Origin of the sequence: Sphingomonas kyeonggiensis (assembly GCF_014196745.1) — a bacterium.
Taxonomy (GTDB): Bacteria; Pseudomonadota; Alphaproteobacteria; order Sphingomonadales; family Sphingomonadaceae; genus Sphingomonas; species Sphingomonas kyeonggiensis.
Genome location: NZ_JACIEH010000003.1, coordinates 115,773 through 135,049 on the forward strand (window position 1 = coordinate 115,773; position 19,277 = coordinate 135,049).

Annotated in this window: 20 protein-coding genes and 1 riboswitch; of the genes, 11 read left to right on the top strand and 9 right to left on the bottom strand. The window is 68.6% G+C overall.

Going from position 1 to position 19,277, the window contains the following annotated elements; genetic code table 11:
* Positions 1-127: 127 nt before the first annotated feature.
* The 6 genes from GGR46_RS15565 to GGR46_RS15590 form a co-directional block, all read right to left on the bottom strand.
* On the bottom strand, positions 128-1,531 hold the full coding sequence (locus GGR46_RS15565; RefSeq protein ID WP_183998958.1) for an efflux transporter outer membrane subunit: 1,404 nt from the start codon (positions 1,529-1,531) through the stop codon (positions 128-130).
* A gap of 4 nt (positions 1,532-1,535) precedes the next feature.
* The gene (locus GGR46_RS15570; protein WP_183998959.1) at positions 1,536-2,639 is read right to left on the bottom strand and encodes an ABC transporter permease; all 1,104 of its coding nucleotides are present in this window, start codon (positions 2,637-2,639) and stop codon (positions 1,536-1,538) included.
* A complete protein-coding gene (locus tag GGR46_RS15575) occupies positions 2,639-3,769 on the bottom strand; it encodes an ABC transporter permease (RefSeq protein ID WP_183998960.1) in 1,131 nt (376 codons plus the stop codon). Before GGR46_RS15575 ends, GGR46_RS15570 begins: the two co-directional genes overlap by 1 nt.
* A complete protein-coding gene (locus tag GGR46_RS15580; protein ID WP_221262824.1) occupies positions 3,766-5,493 on the bottom strand; it encodes an ATP-binding cassette domain-containing protein in 1,728 nt (575 codons plus the stop codon). The genes GGR46_RS15575 and GGR46_RS15580 overlap by 4 nt, the downstream gene beginning before the upstream one ends.
* Positions 5,494-5,662: 169 nt before the next feature.
* Positions 5,663-6,670 (bottom strand): HlyD family secretion protein, encoded by a 1,008-nt coding sequence (locus tag GGR46_RS15585; RefSeq protein WP_183998962.1) that lies wholly within the window; start codon positions 6,668-6,670, stop codon positions 5,663-5,665.
* Positions 6,667-7,290 carry a CerR family C-terminal domain-containing protein gene (locus GGR46_RS15590; RefSeq protein ID WP_183998963.1) on the bottom strand — a complete coding sequence of 208 codons (624 nt, stop codon included), beginning with the start codon at positions 7,288-7,290 and terminating at the stop codon, positions 6,667-6,669. The genes GGR46_RS15585 and GGR46_RS15590 overlap by 4 nt, the downstream gene beginning before the upstream one ends.
* Before the next feature lie 104 nt (positions 7,291-7,394).
* Positions 7,395-7,475: riboswitch (ZMP/ZTP riboswitch) on the top strand.
* Positions 7,476-7,492: 17 nt separating this feature from the next.
* Between GGR46_RS15590 and GGR46_RS15595 the strand changes: the two genes are divergently transcribed.
* Positions 7,493-8,182 (top strand): DJ-1/PfpI family protein, encoded by a 690-nt coding sequence (locus GGR46_RS15595; RefSeq protein WP_183998964.1) that lies wholly within the window; start codon positions 7,493-7,495, stop codon positions 8,180-8,182.
* 47 nt (positions 8,183-8,229) lie between these two features.
* On the opposite strand, the gene GGR46_RS15600 is transcribed toward GGR46_RS15595, so the two are convergent.
* Entirely contained in the window at positions 8,230-9,294 is a 1,065-nt protein-coding gene (locus tag GGR46_RS15600) for a DUF3667 domain-containing protein (protein WP_183998965.1), read from the bottom strand.
* Between the two features lie 49 nt (positions 9,295-9,343).
* Here GGR46_RS15600 and GGR46_RS15605 point away from each other — a divergent pair, with 49 nt between their 5' ends.
* From GGR46_RS15605 to GGR46_RS15645, 9 genes are all read left to right on the top strand, one after another.
* Positions 9,344-10,597, top strand: a complete 1,254-nt coding sequence (locus tag GGR46_RS15605; RefSeq protein WP_183998966.1) for a glutamate-5-semialdehyde dehydrogenase — start codon at positions 9,344-9,346, stop codon at positions 10,595-10,597.
* Positions 10,594-11,262, top strand: a complete 669-nt coding sequence (locus GGR46_RS15610; protein WP_246426184.1) for a nicotinate-nucleotide adenylyltransferase — start codon at positions 10,594-10,596, stop codon at positions 11,260-11,262. The genes GGR46_RS15605 and GGR46_RS15610 overlap by 4 nt, the downstream gene beginning before the upstream one ends.
* Before the next feature lie 80 nt (positions 11,263-11,342).
* A complete protein-coding gene (gene rsfS / locus GGR46_RS15615; protein WP_184000050.1) occupies positions 11,343-11,651 on the top strand; it encodes a ribosome silencing factor in 309 nt (102 codons plus the stop codon).
* A 23-nt stretch (positions 11,652-11,674) separates the two neighbouring features.
* The gene (locus GGR46_RS15620) at positions 11,675-12,097 is read left to right on the top strand and encodes a 23S rRNA (pseudouridine(1915)-N(3))-methyltransferase RlmH (RefSeq protein WP_183998968.1); all 423 of its coding nucleotides are present in this window, start codon (positions 11,675-11,677) and stop codon (positions 12,095-12,097) included.
* Between the two features lie 4 nt (positions 12,098-12,101).
* Complete coding sequence (locus GGR46_RS15625; protein WP_183998969.1) at positions 12,102-13,274, top strand: murein hydrolase activator EnvC family protein; 1,173 nt, start codon at positions 12,102-12,104, stop codon at positions 13,272-13,274.
* 70 nt (positions 13,275-13,344) lie between these two features.
* Positions 13,345-14,697, top strand: coding sequence for a S41 family peptidase (locus GGR46_RS15630; protein WP_183998970.1), 1,353 nt, complete (start codon positions 13,345-13,347; stop codon positions 14,695-14,697).
* A gap of 3 nt (positions 14,698-14,700) precedes the next feature.
* On the top strand, positions 14,701-15,183 hold the full coding sequence (locus tag GGR46_RS15635) for a disulfide bond formation protein B (protein ID WP_183998971.1): 483 nt from the start codon (positions 14,701-14,703) through the stop codon (positions 15,181-15,183).
* The gene (locus GGR46_RS15640; RefSeq protein ID WP_183998972.1) at positions 15,180-15,713 is read left to right on the top strand and encodes a demethoxyubiquinone hydroxylase family protein; all 534 of its coding nucleotides are present in this window, start codon (positions 15,180-15,182) and stop codon (positions 15,711-15,713) included. Before GGR46_RS15635 ends, GGR46_RS15640 begins: the two co-directional genes overlap by 4 nt.
* Positions 15,714-15,765: 52 nt before the next feature.
* Positions 15,766-16,173, top strand: a complete 408-nt coding sequence (locus tag GGR46_RS15645) for a hypothetical protein (protein ID WP_183998973.1) — start codon at positions 15,766-15,768, stop codon at positions 16,171-16,173.
* A gap of 49 nt (positions 16,174-16,222) precedes the next feature.
* Here the strand turns inward: GGR46_RS15645 and GGR46_RS15650 are convergent, their stop codons facing one another.
* On the bottom strand, positions 16,223-17,434 hold the full coding sequence (locus tag GGR46_RS15650; RefSeq protein WP_183998974.1) for a glycosyltransferase 87 family protein: 1,212 nt from the start codon (positions 17,432-17,434) through the stop codon (positions 16,223-16,225).
* Positions 17,435-17,507: 73 nt separating this feature from the next.
* Here GGR46_RS15650 and GGR46_RS15655 point away from each other — a divergent pair, with 73 nt between their 5' ends.
* Positions 17,508-18,758, top strand: a complete 1,251-nt coding sequence (locus tag GGR46_RS15655; protein WP_183998975.1) for a putative DNA modification/repair radical SAM protein — start codon at positions 17,508-17,510, stop codon at positions 18,756-18,758.
* Here the strand turns inward: GGR46_RS15655 and GGR46_RS15660 are convergent.
* Positions 18,755-19,228: an Lrp/AsnC family transcriptional regulator gene (locus tag GGR46_RS15660; protein WP_183998976.1), complete on the bottom strand. Its 474-nt coding sequence runs from the start codon at positions 19,226-19,228 to the stop codon at positions 18,755-18,757. The genes GGR46_RS15655 and GGR46_RS15660 overlap by 4 nt on opposite strands.
* Positions 19,229-19,277: the final 49 nt, after the last annotated feature.

Sequence of the window (19,277 nt, forward strand, 5' to 3'; positions counted from 1 at the left end):
GGGGCCCCGTTTTCCCCTCCCGTGCAGGCGCACAGAGTGCATGCGATAGACAGGATAAGGGAAGCGGGCCTGCATCCGCCAGTTTGGAGCAGGCGAAATCCTACATTGCAAGATTCCTGCGCGAAACTCAGCTCCAGCCGCCCCCCAGCGCCTTGTAGAGCGCGGTCGCCGCCTGGGCCTTGGCCGCGCGGGCCTGCTGGTCGCGGCGGGTGGCGGCAAGCAGCGACTGGCGGGCGCGTTCGAGCGTAAGCCGGTCGTCCTCGCCGCGATCCGCGCGCTGCCGGGCGAGCGTGAAGGCGCTCTGCTCGCGCTGGAGCGATGCGGCCGCGTCCTCGGCGGCGGCGCGGGCGTTGAGGAAGCGGTTGATCGCCACCTCGCTGTCCGACAGCGCGCCGACCACCGCCTTTTCGTAGCGCGCGGCCGCGGCATCGGCCCGGGCATCGGCGGCGCGGATCTGGGCGCGGATCGTGCCGCCCTGGAAGATCGGCCAGGAGAAGCTCGGCCCGATCTGGAGACGGAAGGAATCGCCCGAAACCAGGTCGCCGGGCTTGCGCGCCTGCTGGCCGATGCTGCCGAGCAGACTGAAACGCGGGAAGAGATCGGCGGTGGCGACGCCGATATCGGCGCTGGCCGCGGCCAGCTCGCGCTCGGCGCGGCGGACATCGGGGCGGCGCTCGAGCAGGTCGGAGCGCAGGCCGACCAGAATCGCATCGGGGCTGGCCGGCAGGGGCGCCGCCGCCTGCAGCTCGGGCACGACCTGCTCGGGCGCCACGCCGACCAGGGTGGCGATCCGATAGGAAGCGGCACTCGCCTGGGCTCGGGCACCCGGCACTGCCGAGGCACTCGCCTTGGCCGCGGCATCGGCGCGGTCGAGCTCTAGCCGCGAGGCCTCGCCATGATCGAAGCGCAGCCGGGTGAGCCGGGCCAGCTCGGTATCGGAGCCGGCCTGCGCCTCGGCGGTGGCAGCGTCCGCCTGGGCGGCGCGCAGGTCCATGTAACTGCGCACCACTTCGGCGATCAGCGTGAGCATCACGTCGCGCCGGGCATATTCGGCGCTTTCCTCGCGCGCGGTAGCGCCCTGCATCTGGCGGGTGCGGCGGCCCCAGAGATCGACCTCCCAGCTGGCATCGAAGCCAAGGTCGAACAGCGGGAAATCACGCGAGAAGCCGGGAAAGGGGATGCTGCCGAGCGGCAGCTGGCCATTGTTGCTCAGCACATTCTCCGTCGCCGAACCCTTGGCGGTGACGCTGGGCAGGCGGCCGCCGGCGATCGCCTCGCGATTGGCCCGGGCCTCGGCCAGCCGGGCCCGGGCCTCGCGCAGGTCGGGGCTCGACGCCACCGCGCGCTGGACGAGGGCGGAGAGCTGCGGATCCTCGAACCGGTCCCACCATTTGAGATCGACGTCGCCGGGCGTCCCGGCCTCGACCCATTCGGGCGCGGCTTTCGTCTCGGGCGGATGATAGTCCGGCCCCACCGTGCAGGCGGAAGCCAGCAGCACGGGCAACAGGAACAACGGAAGCGAGCGGTACATCGGGTTACTCCATGCGCGCACGGAAGAGCCAGGCCGAGGCGGAAAGCGTCACGCAGGCGATCAGCGCGAGCGGCCAGAGCTGGTGGAACACCGCGCTCGCCGGCATCGCCTTGAGGAACAGCCCCTGGACGATGACGAGGAAATAGCGGGCGGGATCGAGATAGGTGATCGTCTGCAGCCAGTCCGGCATGTTGTCGATCGGGCTGGCATAGCCGGAGAGCAGGATCAGCGGGGTGGTGACCAGGAACACGCCGAGGAACGCCTGCTGCTGGGTCTGCGAGGCGGCGGAGACCAGCATGCCGAGCCCGATCAGCGCGAGCAGATACATGCCGAGCGACAGCCAGAAGAGCAGCAGCGATCCGGTGAAGGGAACCCCGAAGACGAGCGGCGCCACCACCAGATAGACGCTGCCGTTGATCATCCCGATGATGAAGGGCGGGACCATCTTGCCGATCAGGATCTCGTGGACCCGCAAGGGCGAGACCATCAGCTGGTCGAACGTGCCCAGCTCGCGCTCGCGCGCCACCGATTGCGAGGTGATGGCGAGGCCAGCGACCGAGGTGATGATCGCGACCAGCGAGGGCAAGGTGAACCAGATATAGTCGAGCGACGGGTTGTACCAGTTGGTCACCACGCTGCCGCCCGCGGCCCCGCGCACTTGTGCCGGCGCCAGCTCCGCGCCCATGCCGCCGGCGATGTTGGTGACGTATCCCGCCACGATCTGCGCGGCGTTGGAGCGGCGGCCGTCGAGCACCAGCCCGATCGTCGCGCTCTCGCCGCGGGCGAGCTGCCGGTCGAAATCCTCGTCGACCACCAAAGCGGCGATCACCTTCTGGTTGTCGATCGCGGACTTGAGCTGCTTCGGCGTCTGCAGCCGCTCGATCCGGCGGAAATTGGGGCTGCCGGCAAGGCGCTGGACCAGCTCGACCGAATGCGCACCCGAGCTGCGATCGAGGATGCCGATATCGACATTCTTCACGTCGAGCGTGGTGGCATAGGTGAAGATGAACAGCTGCATCAGCGGCGGCACGAACAGCACCAGCCGCGCCTGCGGATCGCGCAGCACCGCCCACATCTCCTTGACGATCATGGCAAGCAGCCGCCGCATCAGTCGAGGCTCCGGCGGGTGACGCGGAAGGAGAGCGCGAAGAAGACCATGCCGAAGACCAGCATGATGCCGATGTTCGGGAGCAGCAGGCCCCATTGGTCGCCGGCCAGGAACACCGTCTCGAGGCTGGGGATCAGGTAGCGCGCCGGGACGATATAGGTCAGCGCCTGGATCGGCCAGGGCATCGATCCGATCTCGAAGATGAAGCCCGAGAGCAGGAAGGTGGGCAGGAAGGCCGAGAGCAGGGCGACCTGGCTCGCCACGAACTGGTTCTTGGTCGCCGCCGAGATGAACAGGCCGAGGCCGAGCGCGGGCATCAGGAACGCCGAGGAGATGGCGTAGAGCGCGAAGATCGAGCCGCGGAACGGCACCCCGAATATCCACACGCCGATCACCGCGCAGAGCGTCATCGAGGCCTGGGCGAGGAAGAAATAGGGGATGACCTTGGAAGCGATGAACTCGGCCATCGAGATCGGCGTGGCCATCATCGCCTCCATCGTGCCGCGCTCCCATTCGCGCGCGACGACGAGCGCGGTCAGCAGCGTGCCGACCATCGTCATGACGTTGGCGATCGAGCCGGGGACGAGGAAGAAGCGGCTCTTGAGCTCGGGATTGTACCAGTAGCGCGCCGAGATGGTGACGGGCGGCTCGCGCGCGCCGGGATTGCGCTCCAGCCCCTCGGCGGCGGCCCAGCCGGCGCGGACGCCCTCCCCGTAAGCCGCTGCGAAATTGGCGGTATTGGGCTGCGAGCCGTCGGTAACGATCTGGATCGGCGGCATCTTCCCGCGCTTGATCCCCGCGCCGAAATCCTGGGGAATGACGATCAGCGCCCGCAGCTCGCCATCGACCAGCTTGTCGCGCACCTCGGCCACGGTGCGGGCCTCGGTGACTTCGAAATAACGCGAGCTTCTATAGGCTTGCGCCAGCCGCAGGGCGGGCGCGCTGCTGTCCTCGAGGACGAGGCCGACCCGGGTACGCGTGCTGTCGAGCGACACCGCATAGCCGAACAGGAAAAGCAGGATCATCGGCAGCACGAAGGCGATGAGGAAGGTGGAGGGATCGCGCAGGATCTGCGCGGCTTCCTTGCGAACCAGGGCGGCCAACCGCCTGAGATCGAAGCGGAAGCTCATGCGGCCTCCCGCGCTTCACGCTTGCGGTCGAATTCCTCGATCAGGGCGATGAAGGCATCCTCCATCGTCGGGTCCTCGGTGCTGGTGAGCCGGGCGGCCTCGGCCTTGAGCTCGTCGGGGGTGCCGGTGGCGATCTGCTCGGCGCGGTAGATCAGGGTCGCGCGGTCGCAATATTCGGCTTCGTCCATGAAATGGGTGGTGACCAGGACGGTCACGCCCTTCTCGACCAGGCCGTTGATGTGCATCCAGAATTCCCGCCGCGTCACCGGATCGACGCCCGAGGTGGGCTCGTCGAGGAACAGCACCGGGGGCTCGTGCATCACCGCGCAGGCTAGGGCGAGGCGCTGCTTGAAGCCGAGCGGGAGCGTGCCGGCGTTGACGTCGACCTTGTCGCCCAGCTCGAAGATCTCGATCATCGCCTCGATCGCGCGCTTCGCCTTGTCGCGCGGCAGGTCGTAAGCCCCTGCGAAGAAATCCAGATTCTGGCGGACCGAGAGGTCGCCATAGAGGGAGAATTTCTGGGCCATGTACCCCAGCGACGCCCGCGCGGCGGCAGCGGACTTGCGGAGCGACTTGCCGGCGACCGCACCAGTCCCCGAAGTGGGCGAAAGTAGCCCGCAGAGCATCTTGAAGGTGGTCGACTTGCCGGCGCCATTGGGGCCGAGGAGTCCGAATATCTGTCCCCTCGGGATGCGGAAGTTCATGTCCCTGGCCGCAGTGAACTCCCCGAACACCTTGGTAAGCCCCCTGGCCTCGATCGCGCATTCCTCGGTCTCGGGGATGGTGCGGTAGCGTTCCGCCAGCGCGGAGGTGCCCTTCGGACCGCCGCCCAGCCGCTCGATGAAGCCGTCCTCGAAGCGCGGATCGGCCGTGCCAACTTCGGTGTCCGGACCGGCTGCAAGCGCTGCGGCATCCGGGACCGGCTTGCCGTCGGCGACGAGCAGGCGGACCGAGCGGCCCTGGATCGTGCCGTCGATCACGTCGCCGCGATCGAGCGCATGGGTGAGGAATTGGCGCCGCCGCTCCTGGAAGCCGGTTACGCGGATCACCCGGTCGCGAACGCGGCCGGTCAGCTCGGCCGGGGGGCCGTCGAACAGCAGCTGCCCTTCGTTGAGCAGATAGACGGTGTCGCACTTCTCCGCCTCGTCGAGATAGGCGGTCGACCAGAGCACGCCGATGCCCTGTTCGGTCAGGTCGCCGACCATGCTCCAAAGTTCGCGGCGGCTGATCGGGTCGACGCCGACGCCGGGTTCGTCGAGCAGCAGCACCCGCGGCGTCTTCACCAGCGCGCAGGCCAGGCCGAGCTTCTGCTTCATGCCGCCCGAGAGCTTGCCCGCCAGCCGATCCTGGAAGCGGGCGAGATCGGTGAAGTCGAGGAGCCTGTCGAAGCTGGCCTGCTGTTCGGCCCGGGGCAGGCCGCGCACTTCCGCGTACAGACGGAGGTTCTCGATGACCGAGAGATCCTCGTAGAGCCCGAAGCGCTGGGGCATGTAGCCGAGATCGTCGAGCTTTTCCCCGGGCTTGCCGCCCAGAACTTCAACGGTCCCGGAAGTTGGCGCCATCAGTCCGGCGAGGATGCGGATAAGGGTGGTCTTGCCCGCCCCGTCCGGCCCGACCAGGCCGGTGATGCGGCCGGGCTCGATCGCCATCGAGACGCCGTCGAGCGCGCGGTTGGCGTCGAAGCATTTCACGAGGTCGGTGGTCTGGGCGAGGGGCTGGGTCATGCCCATCCCCAATCCTCCCCCGCAGGGGGAGGGGGACCGCCAGCGTAGCCGGTGGTGGAGGGGTAGCGCGCCTCGGGCTTCATCGCTCGTGGAGAATACCCCTCCACCAGCCTGCGGCTGGTCCCCCTCCCCCTCCGGGGGAGGATTTTGGAGTGGCCCCGCACCCCGCTCAGCCCTTGTGCTTCGGGCGGGCGCCGGGGACCGAGACGCTGACCGGCTGGCCCTGGCGGAGCGCATCGTCCGGATCGGTCACGATGATGCGCAGCTGGTAGACGAGGTCGGTGCGGAGGTTCTCGGTCTCGACCGTCTTGGGCGTGAACTCGGCGCGGGGCGAGATATAGCCGATCGTGCCCTTGTAGCGCCTAGGGTTGCCATCGGCGGTGACCACCACGTCCATCCCCGGGCCGATCCGCGAAAGGTCGCTCTCCGCGACATAGGCGCGCACGCGCAGCGGTCGCAGTATCGCCAGGGTCAGCACCGTCTCGCCGGGCTGGACGATCGCACCGGGTTCACGGGCGCGGGTGACGATGGTGCCGTCGGTCGAGGCGAGCAGGCGGGCGTCGCCGAGATCGGTGGCGGCGCCCTGGCGCGCGGCGATGGCGGAGCGGACATCGGCGGCGGCGGCGTCGATATCCTCCTTGCGGCTGCCGGCGTTCAGCAGCGACAGCGCCTGCTGCGCCTGTTGCAGGTCGGCACGCGCCTTGTCGCGGCTGGCCACGGTCTGCTCCCAGATATCGCGGCTGATCGCGCCCGGCTCGACCAAGGGCTGGCGGCGGGCATAGTCGCGCTCAGCATCCTGGGCGACCGCGGCGGCGGCGGCGACCCGGGCACGGGCCTGGGCGATGTCCTGCACGCGGTTGCCGTTGCGGAGCTTGGCGAGCTGCGCCTCGGCCTGCGACACGCGCGCATCCGCCTGGGCGATGCGGCTGTCGAGCGTCGCGGCGTCGAGCGTGGCGAGCAGCTGGCCCTGCTTGACTTTGGCCCCCTCCTCCACCGCGATGCCGGCGATGCGGCCGCTCACCCGGAAGCCGAGATCGACCTCGCGGATATCGACATTGCCGTTGAGCGCGAGCGCGCCATCGTCCCGCGCCTTGAACAGGCCGAAACCGCTGGTGGCGATCGCGGCTATCGCGAGCACGGCGATGACGACGAGGATCGCGATGCGGCGGCGGTTCATGCGGGATTCTCCGACAGGATGCAGAGGGCGTTGGCGCGCAGGCGGGCGCGCAGGAGCGTGGCAGTGGGCGCGTCGATCGTCTCGACCGAGAGGATGCGGGTGACGGCCGCGCGGCAGACGCGCAGCACCAGGCACTGGCCGAACAGCAGGATGCCCATCGCGCGCACCTCGTCGCCCGGCAGGTCGGTGCGGATACGGGCGAGCGCGGCGACGAATACCTCGACCACGCCCTGCATCACCCCGGTATAGAGCCGGTCGAACGCTTCGGTGGGGTTCTGCTGCTCGCGGGTGATGAACAGCGCCCAGGCCTCGGTCTGCGGGCTGATCATCATCAGCGCGAAGCCGTCGAGCACCGCGAGCAGCGCCTCGATCGCCTGGTCGCGCGTGCCGTTCTCGGCGACCCGGCGGGCGGCTTCGAGTGCCGGGCCCTGAATCGTCTTCACGCTGGCGGCGATGTGATCGGCGGCGGCGAGATAGAGCCCCTGCTTGCCGCCGAAATGATAGGTGATCGACGACATCGCCGTGCCCGAGGCGCGCGCGATCTCCCGCGTGCTGGCGCCTTCGAAGCCGTGGCGGCCGAACTGTTCGATCGCCGTGTCGATCAGGGTCTGGCTGGTCATTGCACCGAATCTTGTTCGTTCGAACGAACTAATATTGGATGCACGGTTGTGAAGCAAGCGATGTTGCGATGGATGACAGACGCGCATCGAAGGCGTAGGTTCCTAGCCGTCCGCGTGACTGGCGATACGAGATGGAGCACCATCGGGAAGCGCGGGCGTGGACGCCGTTCGCCTGGGCACCCTTCCGACCTGGAGGATCCTGATGCCCGAACCGTTGCATATCGCTTTCCTGCTGTTCCCCGACGTGACCCAGCTCGACCTGACCGGGCCGGCCCAGGTGCTGTCCCGCTTGGGGAACGTCACGCTCGACCTGGTTGCGAAGACCCGCGATCCGGTGCGCACCGATGCGCTGTTCGACCTGCTGCCGACCGCGACCTTTGCCGAGGTGCCCAGGACCGACATCCTCTGCGTGCCCGGCGGGTTCGGTACGGTGGCGGCGATGGAGGATGCCGAGACGCTCGCCTGGCTGCGCCAGGTGGCGGCGGGGGCGACCTGGGTGACCAGCGTGTGCACCGGATCGCTGCTGCTCGGCGCGGCGGGACTGCTGAAGGGCTATCGCGCCGGCTGCCATTGGGGGTCGCGCGAGCAGCTCGCCTGGTTCGGCGCCGAGCCGGTGGCCGAGCGGGTGGTGTTCGACCGCAACCGCGCGACCGGCGGCGGGGTGACCGCCGGCATCGACTTCGCGCTGGCGCTGACCGCGGCGATCCGCGGCGAGGACCATGCGAAGTTCGTCCAGCTCAGCCTGGAATATGACCCCGCCCCGCCCTTCGACAGCGGATCGCCGGACCGGGCGGAAGCGGAGACCGTCGCGCGCTACCGCGCGATGGTGGAGAAATTCGCGCCCGGACGGGCGGAGAAGGTGAAGGGAATCGCGGAGCGACTGGGGTTCTAGTGACCAAATCCTCCCCGGGAGCTGCGCTCCGGGGGAGGATCATACGGTCAGCCGAACATCCCCAGCGCGACCAGGATCAGCAGGAAGAGCACCAGGATCCAGACGATGAAGAAGGTCAGCACCCAGGCGCGCATGAAGGCGGAGAACCAGCCGATGTCATAGGCCTGCTTCAGCTGGCGGGTGATGTGGACGAAGGGCACCAGCACCGCCACCATCCCCAGCGGACCGCCGCCCAGCCCGATCGCGGCGGCAACCGCGATCACGATGTAGAACAGCGACATGAACGCGATCGAATAGGTGATGAAGATCGTGTGGTCGTAGAGCTTGTACTGGCGCTTCCAGAAGAACAGCGCCCACAGGAAGGGCAGCGACAGCGGGATCAGCAGCCAGGAGAATTTGTAGCTCGCCGACTGGAGCTTGTACATCATCAGCGCCGGGTTCTTCTGCCACTTCTCGATGCCGTGATCGAGCGCATGCCAGCCGGTGTGCGCCTCCGTCGTCGACACGTCGATCGGGCCGCCCTCCAGCGCCTTGCCCGCCTTGTCGAGCCCGGCGATCTGCTGCTGCGCATCGGCGATGTCCTCGCGATACTTGGCCTTGTCGTCCTCGTCGGTCGCCTTGGCGAGCTTCTTCTGCGCCTTGTTCAGATCGTCCTGCGCGTCCTTCCGCGCGAAGTCGATCGCCGCCACCGGCTTGAGATTGCCGCTGCTGAGCTGGCTCGGCGCCGCGATGCCGACCCAGGAGAAGACCGCGAACATCGCGAAGACCGAGAAGAGGAAGATCGCCATTGGCGAGACGAAACGGGCGCGCTCGCCGGCGATGTAGCGCTTGGTCAGCTCGCCCGGGCGCCAGGCCAGCATCGGCAGCGTGTTCCACAACTTGCCTTCGAAGTGGAAGACGCCGTGCAGGATGTCGTGCCCGATCGCGTGGAGCGAGCGGTGGACATGCCCCGACTGGCCGCAATTATGGCAATGCGGGCCGATCAGCGCGGTCCCGCAATTGAGGCACAGGCCATGACCCCCGCCATGACCTTCGCCCGCCCCCGGCTCGACCGCGCGGCCGAGCAATGCCCCTGTCGCCAGTTCCCCGGCTGCTTCGATTTCCCCCGACATGGCGCATTCGCTACCAGCTTCATGCTGCACGTGCTAGCGGTTCGAAATCATGACTGACGCCCAGACCCTGATCGCCGAAATGGCCGCCCGCGCCCGCCTCGCCTCGACGAAGCTCGCCGCGATGCCGACCCCGGCCAAGGCGGCTGCGCTGCGTGCCGCCGCCGCCGCGATCCGTGCTGATTCGGGCCTGATCCAGGCCGCCAATGCCGAAGACATGGCCGCCGCGGAGGCGAACGGCCTGTCCGGCGCGCTGCTCGACCGGCTGAAGCTCGACGGCAAGCGGATCGAGAGCATGGCGGCGGGCGTCGAGGCCGTGGCCGGGCTCGCCGATCCGGTCGGCGACGTGTTCGACCGGGTTGAGCGGCCCAACGGCCTGGTCCTGACCCGCGTGCGCGTGCCGATCGGGGTGATCGGCATCATCTATGAGAGCCGGCCCAACGTCACCGCCGATGCCGGGGCGCTCTGCGCGATGGCGGGCAATGCCGCGATCCTGCGCGGCGGATCGGAAGCGATCCGATCGAACCGCGCGATCCACGCCGCCCTCGCCCGCGGCCTGGCCGAGGGCGGCATGCCCGAGGATGCGGTGCAGCTCGTTCCCGTCACCGATCGCGCGGCGGTCGGCGCGATGCTCACGGCCGAGGGCGCGATCGACATGGTCGTGCCGCGCGGCGGCAAGGGGCTGGTCGCCCGCGTCCAGGCCGAGGCGCGGGTGCCGGTGCTCGCGCATCTCGACGGGCTCAACCACACCTATGTCGACGGTGCCGCCGATCCCGACATGGCGCGCGACCTCGCGCTCAACGCCAAGATGCGGCGCACCGGCATCTGCGGCGCGACCGAGACGCTGCTGATCGACCGCGCCTTCGCCGACCCGAAGCCGATCCTCGCCGCGCTGGCCGATGCCGGCTGCGAGCTGCGCGGCGATGCCGAGACCCAGGCGCTCGAGCCCCGCACGGTGGCGGCGAGCGACGAGGACTGGGACACCGAATATCTCGATTCGATCCTGTCGGTGAAGCTGGTCGACGGCGTCGACGACGCGATGGCGCACATCGCCGCGCACGGATCGCACCATACCGACGCGATCGTCACCGCGGATGAAGCTGTGGCCGAGAAGTTCCTGGCGCAGGTCGACAGCGCGATCGTGGTGTGGAACGCCTCGACCCAGTTCGCCGATGGCGGCGAGTTCGGGCTGGGCGCCGAGATCGGCATCTCGACGGGCCGCCTCCATGCGCGCGGCCCGGTCGCGCTCGAGGGGCTGACGACGTACAAATGGGTGGTGCGCGGCACGGGGCAGGCGCGTCCTTGAAGCGCATCGGCCTGCTCGGCGGCTCGTTCAACCCGGCGCATCTCGGCCATCGCAAGCTCTCGCTCCACGCGATCCGTGCGCTGGGGCTCGACGAGGTGTGGTGGCTGGTCTCGCCGGGCAACCCGCTGAAGGACAAGGCGGGCATGGCACCGTTCAAGGCGCGCATGGCCTCGGCCCAGCGGATGGCACGGCATGCCCCGATTCGGGTGTCGGACATCGAGAAGCGGATCAAGACGCGCTACACCGCCGATACCGTGCGCAAGCTGCCCCGGCTGTTCCCGCAGCACCGCTTCATCTGGCTGATGGGGGCCGACAATCTCGCCCAGTTCCACAAATGGGAACGCTGGCGCGACATTGCCGAGCAGGTTCCGATTGCGGTGATCGCCCGTCCGGGATATGATCGCGATGCCCATGCAAGTCCTGCAATGGGTTGGCTGCGGCGCGCTGTGTGGCCCGCAGGCCAGGCGAAGAACTGGACGCGTTGGAGATTGCCGGCCCTCGTGCTGTTGCGCTTCCGCCCCGATCCTACTTCGGCGACGAGCCTTCGGGCCGCCGATCCTGCCTGGCACCGGCGTTATGCGGGTACCGGTCAAAGTGAAGCTTTGACGGGATCGGATAAGGCGTCGTCTCCATCCCGACACCACACAGACCAGTTGCAACCCTAGGAGGCCCCTTGGCCACATCGCCCAATGTTCTGCGTTCCTCCGATGCCAAGGATGGTGTCGAGGCGCTGCATCAGCTCGTGATGGCGTCGCTCGACGACGATCAGGCGGTCGAGACGGTCTCGATCCCGCTCGCCGGCAAGAGCAGCATCGCCGACTACATGGTCGTGGCTTCGGGCCGCTCGACGCGCCAGGTCGCCTCGATGGCGGTGAAGCTCGCCGACAAGATCAAGGCCGAGTTCGGCCGCACCCCGCGCGTGGAGGGCCTGCCCACCGCCGACTGGGTGCTGATCGACGCCGGCGACGTGATCATCCACCTGTTCCGCCCCGAAGTGCGCAGCTTCTACAATCTCGAGCGCATGTGGTCGTTCGGCGAAGCCGGCCAGGCCTGATCCGGTAAAGGGCCGCGCGGGCGATGCAGCTACACATCGTCGCGCGCGGCAAGATCGGTCGCAGCCCCGAGGCGGAGCTGGTCGATCGCTATCTGAAGCGCATCCAGTGGCCCACAAAGGTCACCGAGCTGCCGGACACCGGCGGCAAGATTCCCGACATCGCGGGTACCACCCGGATCGTCATGCTCGACGAGCTGGGCGAGAACCTGCCGTCCAAGGCGATCGCCGAGCGGCTCGGCGCCTGGCGGGACGATGGCGTGCGCGAGGCGCGGTTCCTGATCGGCGCGGCGGACGGGTTCGACGATGTCCAGCGCGCCCAGGCCGACCTGCTGATCAGCTTCGGCCGCGCGACCTGGCCGCACATGATGGCCCGCGCGATGCTCGCCGAGCAGCTGTGGCGCGCCACCTCGATCCTTGCCAACCACCCCTATCATCGCGAAGGCTGAGCCCATGCTCCGCCCACTGATTCTCGGTGCCAGCCTGGTCGCGATCCTGATCACCGGCAATCTCGCCGCGGCGCAGGCGCCGAGCCTGGCCGAGCAGCAGGGCCGGCTGCGCGACGCGACCGCCCAGTCCAACGCCGCCCAGGCCCGCAGCGCCGCGCTCGAGCGCCAGGCCGCGGCGGAAAACAACCAGGCAGCCCAGGCGCGTGCCCGCGAAGCCGCCGCCGCCGAGCGGATCAAGGCGGCCGAGGCCGACATCGCCGCCGCCCGCGCGCGAATCGGCATCGTCGACCGCCAGCTCGTCGAGCAGCGCACCCGCGTCGCCGAGCGCCAGGGGCCGATCCTGCGCCTGATCGCCGCGCTCCAGTCGATGGCGCGCCGGCCCGCGGTCCTCGGCCTCGTCCAGCCCGGCTCGACCGCGGACATGGTCCATGTCCGCGCCGTGCTCGGCACCGTGATGCCCGTGGTCGAGGCGCGCACCCGCGACGTGCGCGCCGAGCTGAGCCGTGTCCGCCAGCTCCGCGCCCAGGCGCTCGCCGCGGTCAACAGCTTCCGCGACGCCCGCCAGCGGATCGAGCAGGAGCGCGTCGGACTGGTCAAGCTCGAGGCCGAGCACCGCGCCCGATCGGCCCAGCTCGCCTCCAGCGCACTGGTCGAATCGGACCGCGCGATCGCATTGGGGGAACGCGCACGCGAGATCGTCGACCAGATCGAGACCAGTGGCGAGGCGGCCGAGATCCAGGCCGATCTCGCCGCCCTGCCCGGCCCGTTGCCGCGCCCCGGCAGCGCCGTCGCCGCCAGCGGACGCCGGGGCGGCGCCCCCTATGTCCTGCCCGTTACGGGATCGGTGGTCACCGGCATGGGCGAGCTTTCCCCCACCGGGGTGCGCGCCCGCGGCATCACCCTCGCCTGCGCCGCCAATAGCGATGCCGTCGCCCCCACCGCCGGCCGCATCCTCTTCGCGGGCCCGTTCCGCGACTATGGCGGCGTCGTCATCATCGATCACGGCAATGGCTGGACCAGCTCTATCACCGGGCTCGGCGCCATCGCCGTCCGGGTCGGCCAGCAGGTTTCGCAGGGCGATGGCATCGGCCGCGCGCCGGCGAGCGAGGCGCCGCGGATCACCGTCGAGCTGCGTCGCCGCGGCGAACCCATGGACCTGGCGCGGCTGCTCGGCTGAATCTGCCGTGCAATTGCCGCGATCCCGTCCTAGATTGTTTCTCGAACGCGTTTCCGGAAAGTAGTTGTTGATGCTCCGTTCGTTCCTTCAGGTCACTGCCGCCGTCGGCGCGCTGGCGCTCGTTCCCGTCGCCTCTGGCGCGATGGCCGGCGTCGATACGTCGAGCTTCAAGGAGCTCGACACCTTCATGGAAGTCTACAGCCAGGTGAAGGCGAACTACGTCGACAAGGTCGACGACGCCACGCTGATGAAGGGCGCGATCCAGGGCATGCTCGCCGCGCTCGATCCGCACAGCAGCTTCGCCGACGGGCTCGACTACGACAATCTCAAGATCCAGACCGACGGCAATTACGGCGGGCTGGGCCTGACCGTCACCCAGCAGGACGGCGCGGTGAAGGTCGTCGCCCCCACCGAGGATACCCCGGCGGCCCGCGCGGGCATGAAGTCGGGCGACTTCATCACCCATATCGACGGCAAGTTCATCGTCGGCGGCAGCCTGGACGAGGCGATCGAGCAGATGCGCGGCAAGCCGGGCACGCCCGTGACGCTCACCGTGATCCGTCCGGGCGCCGACAAGCCGCTCACCTTCTCGATGAAGCGCGAGATCATCGTGCAGAAGCCGGTGAAGTGGGACGTCAAGGACGGCGTCGGCATCATCAACATCAACACCTTCACCGCCCAGACCGGCGCGGACACGGTCAAGGCGATCGCCGAGATCGACAAGAAGCTCGGCCACAAGCCGCTCGGCTATATCGTCGACCTGCGCGAGAATGGCGGCGGGCTCCTGTCGCAGGCGATCGAAGTCTCGGACGTGTTCCTGTCGCACGGCGAGATCGTCTCGCAGCGCGGCCGCGAGAAGACCGATATCGAGCGCTGGTACGCCGATGTGAACGAGCCCGGCATCAATTCCATCCCGGGCGACCTCGCCAAGGGCCTGCCGGTGGTCGTGCTGATCGACGCCGGCACCGCTTCGGCTTCCGAGATCGTCGCCGGCGCGCTGCAGGATCATCACCGCGCGCTCGTCATGGGCGTGCGCAGCTTCGGCAAGGGCTCGGTCCAGTCGATCCTGCCGATGGGCGCGCGCGCCGCGCTGCGCCTGACCACCGCGCGCTATTACACGCCGTCGGGCCGCTCGGTGCAGGAAGGCGGCATCAAGCCCGACCTGCTCGTGCCGCAGCTCACCGATCCCGACTACAAGAGCCGCCCGTCGATCCGCGAGGCGGATTTGCGCGCGCACCTGATCAACAACGACAAGGTCGATGATTCGGTGCTCGAGGACGATGCCCGCACCGATCCGCGCTTCGCCAAGACGGCCGAGCAGCTGAAGAAGGAAGGCGTGGACGACTTCCAGCTTTCCTATGCCCTGCAGACCATCTCGCGCCTCGGTCCCAAGACCCAGGTCGCCGCGGCGAAGAGCAAGTAAGCGATGCGGTTCGACAGCCTTTGCGCCGCGCGCTGGCTCGCGCTCCTGCTGCCCCTCGCCCTGGTCGGCGGCGCGCACAGCACCGAGTTCTTCGGGCTGGTGCCGTGCGAGATGTGCTGGTGGCAGCGCTATCCGCATTATGTCGCGATCCTGATCGCGCTCTCCGCCTTCCTGGTGAAGAATCGCCGGGCCCAGCTCGGGCTGGTCCTGCTCGCCGCCCTTGCCGTGGCGGTCAGCGGCGGCATCGGCGTGTTCCATGCCGGCGTCGAGTATAAATGGTGGCAGGGCATCACCGCTTGCACCGCCCAGGTCCATGGCAGCAATCCGCTGGAGATGCTCAACGATGCGCTGCGTCGTCCGCTGATCCGCTGCGACGTGCCGCAATGGACGCTGTTCGGCATCAGCCTGGCCGGGTTCAACGCGATCTTCTCGCTCACCGGCGCCGCGGTCATCGCCGCGCTGGCGCTGCGGAAGCGCCGCGCATGAGCTGGAAGCCCGGCGATCGGCGCGAGGGAACCGCCTCGATGGTCCGCGTCGACCAGGCGGGCGAATATGGCGCGACGCGCATCTATGCCGGGCAGCTGGCGGTGATGGGCGATCGCACGCCGATGGCGCGGATGATCGCCGGCATGGCGAGCCAGGAAGAGCGCCACCGCGCCTTTTTCGATTCGATGATCGCCAGGCGCGGGGTGCGCCCGACGGCGCTGCAGCCCTTCTGGGACGTCGCCGGCTTCGCCCTGGGCGCGGCGACCGCCGCGATCGGCCCCGAGGCGGCGATGGCCTGCACCGCCGCGATCGAGACCGAGATCGACCTGCATTACCAGCAGCAGCTCGCCGAACTGGGCGCCGGTGATCCGGAGCTCAGCGAGGCAGTGGCGAAGTTCCGCGACGAGGAGCTCGAGCACCGCGACACCGCGCTTGCGCACGGTGCCGAGAACGCCCCGGCCTATCCGCTGATGTCCGGCCTGATCCGGGCGGGATGCCGGGCTGCCATTGCGCTGTCGAAACGGATATAAAGCCCAGGTTCAGCCGTTTTCCCCGATGCACGGCGCCAGAGGAGTAAGGCCGATGTTGAAGCGTATCGTGATCGCAGGCGCGCTCGCCGCCATTCCGATGCTGATGCCCGTAGCGGCACAGGCCCAGAACGCAGCCCAAAACGGCGTGCTGGTGATCTATGGCAACGACAAGTGCCCGACCAACTCGAACGGCGAAGAGATCGTGGTCTGCAAGCGCCTCGACGAGGCCGAGCGCTACCGCATCCCGACCAACCTGCGCGAGCAGGGCGGTCCGCCGCAGAAGACCGAGAGCTGGGCGGTGCGCTCGGAGGATGCGATGACCTCGGGCAACTTCGGCACGGGCAGCTGCTCGACCACCGGCGCCGGTGGCGGCACCGGCTGCTTCGTCCGCCAGGCAACCGCCGCCCGCGCCGAGACGCGCGCGCGCAAGAAGGCCGAGACCAACCTGCCGCTGCCTTGAGGCGGGCTGCATTCATTCCCCTCCCTCCAAGGGAGGGGGCTAGAATTGGTCAGCGCGAAGCCGGCCAGCGTCCCACCCACGCCGGCGGTTCGCGGCGCACGCAATCGGTGATGATCCAGAGCATCACCATCGCCCGGGCAATCGCCGCCCAGGCGATGTCGGTCGTGTTAGCCGCCGGCCAGGCTCCGTCCACTCCGGCGAAGAACCAGAATTCGGCGAAATAGGCGATCGTCCCGGTCACCGCGAACAGCGCGACCGGCCAGAGACGCGGCGCGGTCATCACCAGCAGCGGCCACAGCCAGAGGTCGAATTGCGGCGAATAGACCTTGTTGGTCAGCATGAACCAGGCGAGCAGCGGGGTGGACAGCACCCAGAGCCGGCTGTGGTGGCGCCGCCAGCCCAGGGCGAGGATCGCCGCCCCGCCGATGACGAAGGCGAGCGCGGCGTAGAGATTCTTCTCTTCGATGCTCAGCGGCAGCCAGCCCATATTGCCAAGCACGTCCCAGCTGCCCGCCGTCGTGCCGCTGCGGGACTGGGAGAAAAGGTAGAACTCGCTCCAGTTATCGGGCGCGATCAGCGCGATCGGCAGGTTCACCGCCGCCCAGGCGCCGATGGCCGCCAGCGTCACCCATGCGGCGCGGCGGATGCGCAGGGACCAGGACTTGCCGCGCTCGAACAGCGCCGACAGCCCGATCAGCGGCAGCATCACCACCGGGAACAGCTTGGCGGCAACGCCCAGCCCCGCGGCAGCGGCGGCGCGGACCAGCCGGTTCTCGCGCGCGAGCAGCATCGCCCAGACCGCCAGCGTCACCGCGATCATGTCCCAGTTGTGCCCGACATAGAGGACCAGCGGGGGCGCCGCGGCCCACCACCAGAGCCGCTTGCGGTCCATGCCTGCACGCCAGAACATCCCCAGCACGACGAAGGCGAGTGCGATGTTCACCGCCGTCACCACGCCCAGGAACTTGGCGTCATTGGCGTATCGGCCGAAGATCAGGCGGGTGGCGGCGCCTTCCACCCAGATCGCAGCACCGGTCAGCACCGGATATTCGATCGGAGTCTGGAGATAGGGGATCCTCCCCTTGTCGACGTGGCGGGCGCCCCAGAAGGGCACCGCATCGCTGTAGCAACCGGTGATGTACTGCTCGGAATCGGTCCAGCCGCCGGGCATGCAATGCTGCTTGAAGCCGAAGCCGAGCAGGCAGGTGACCGCCAGGCCGATCAGCAGCGCCCGCAATTGCCGGTCCAGCTTCCACCGCATCGCATACTCCCTTTGCCGCGCCTCCTCCCACAAGCCGCTGGACACCGCAATATCAGGAACATAGAAGGAACATATGTCGCAGCTCGATCTCCGCGCGAAGCTCGCCATCCTGGCCGATGCCGCCAAGTACGATGCGAGCTGTGCCTCTTCCGGTACCACCAAGCGCAACGCGGCGAGCGGCGCCAAGGGCGGGCTCGGCTCGACCGAGGGGATGGGCATCTGCCACGCCTATGCGCCCGACGGCCGCTGCATCTCGCTACTCAAGATCCTGCTGACCAACAGCTGCATCTTCGACTGCCATTACTGCATCAACCGCAAGAGCTCGAACGTCCGCCGCGCGCGGTTCACGCCCGAGGAAGTGGTCGAGCTCACGCTGAGCTTCTACCGGCGCAACTATATCGAAGGGCTGTTCCTCTCCTCCGGCATCATCCGCTCGTCGGACTATACGATGGAGCAGATCGTCCGCGTCGCGCGGCTGCTGCGCGAGGAGCATGATTTCCGCGGCTATATCCACCTCAAGACGATCCCCGATGCCGATCCCGAGCTGGTCCGCCAGGCCGGGCTCCATGCCGACCGCGTCTCGATCAACGTCGAGCTGCCGACCGTGGCAGGCCTCACCCGCCTCGCGCCCGAGAAATCGGCGGGCCGGATCGAAGGCGCGATGCGGGACGTGCGCGCCGCGATCGACGACACGGCGGATGCCGGCAAGCGCTACAAGTCGGCACCGAAATTCGCGCCCGCCGGCCAATCGACCCAGATGATCGTCGGCGCCGATGCCGCCACCGATGGCGACATCATCGCGCGCGCCTCCGGGCTCTATGCGAAGTTCCAGCTGCGCCGCGTCTATTATTCGGCGTTCAGCCCGATCCCCGATGCCAGCGCGGTGCTGCCGCTCCAGCGCCCACCCCTGATGCGCGAGCACCGGCTCTACCAGTCCGACTGGCTGATGCGCTTCTACGAATATCAGCCGAAGGAAGTCGCCCAGGCGGCGGACCCGACGGGCATGCTGCCGCTCGACATCGACCCCAAGCTCGCCTGGGCGCTCAAGTTCCGCGAGCGTTTCCCGGTCGACGTCAACCGCGCCCCGCGCGAGGCGCTGCTGCGCGTGCCGGGGCTGGGGCTCAAGGCGGTGGACGCGATCCTCGCCACCCGCCGCCTGCGCCGGCTGCGGCTGGACGACGTGGCACGGCTGACCGCATCGATCGCCAAGGTCCGCCCGTTCCTGATCGCCGAGGACTGGCGCCCGGTCGCACTGTCCGACCGCGACGACCTGCGCGCGCTGGTGGCGCCGAAACGCGAGCAGCTGGAACTGTTCGCAGCCTAGTCGGGGATCGGTACGAACAGTCCGCGCTTGCCCACGCCCAGCGCGACATTGGTGGTGAAGCGGCGCACGTTCGGATTGTCGGCCATCAGCCGGCTCATCAGCGCGTCATAGGCGCCGACGTCGGGCGCGACGACGACCAGCACGAAATCGGCGGTGCCGGTGACGTAATAGACCTGCTGGATCTGCTCCTCGGCCGCCATCCATTGGCGGAGCCGGGCGATCAGCTCGGGCCGTTCGCGCTCGATCTCCAGCGCCGCCAGGAAGAAGTTCGGCTTCCCCGTCTTGAGCGGGTCCACCACGGCGATCTCGCCCAGGATCACGCCGGTCTCGCGCAGCCGCTTGAGCCGGCGCAGCACCGCCGAAGCCGACAGCCCCACCTGCTCGGCCAGCGCATCGGCGGTCTGGCCGGCGTCGCGCTGGACCAGGGTGAGGAGCTTGCGGTCGAAGCGGTCTAGATCGGAACGGGACATCGCCGTCACTCTAGCGCGCAAATGCGCCGAAATCCGGTGATTCCGCCAG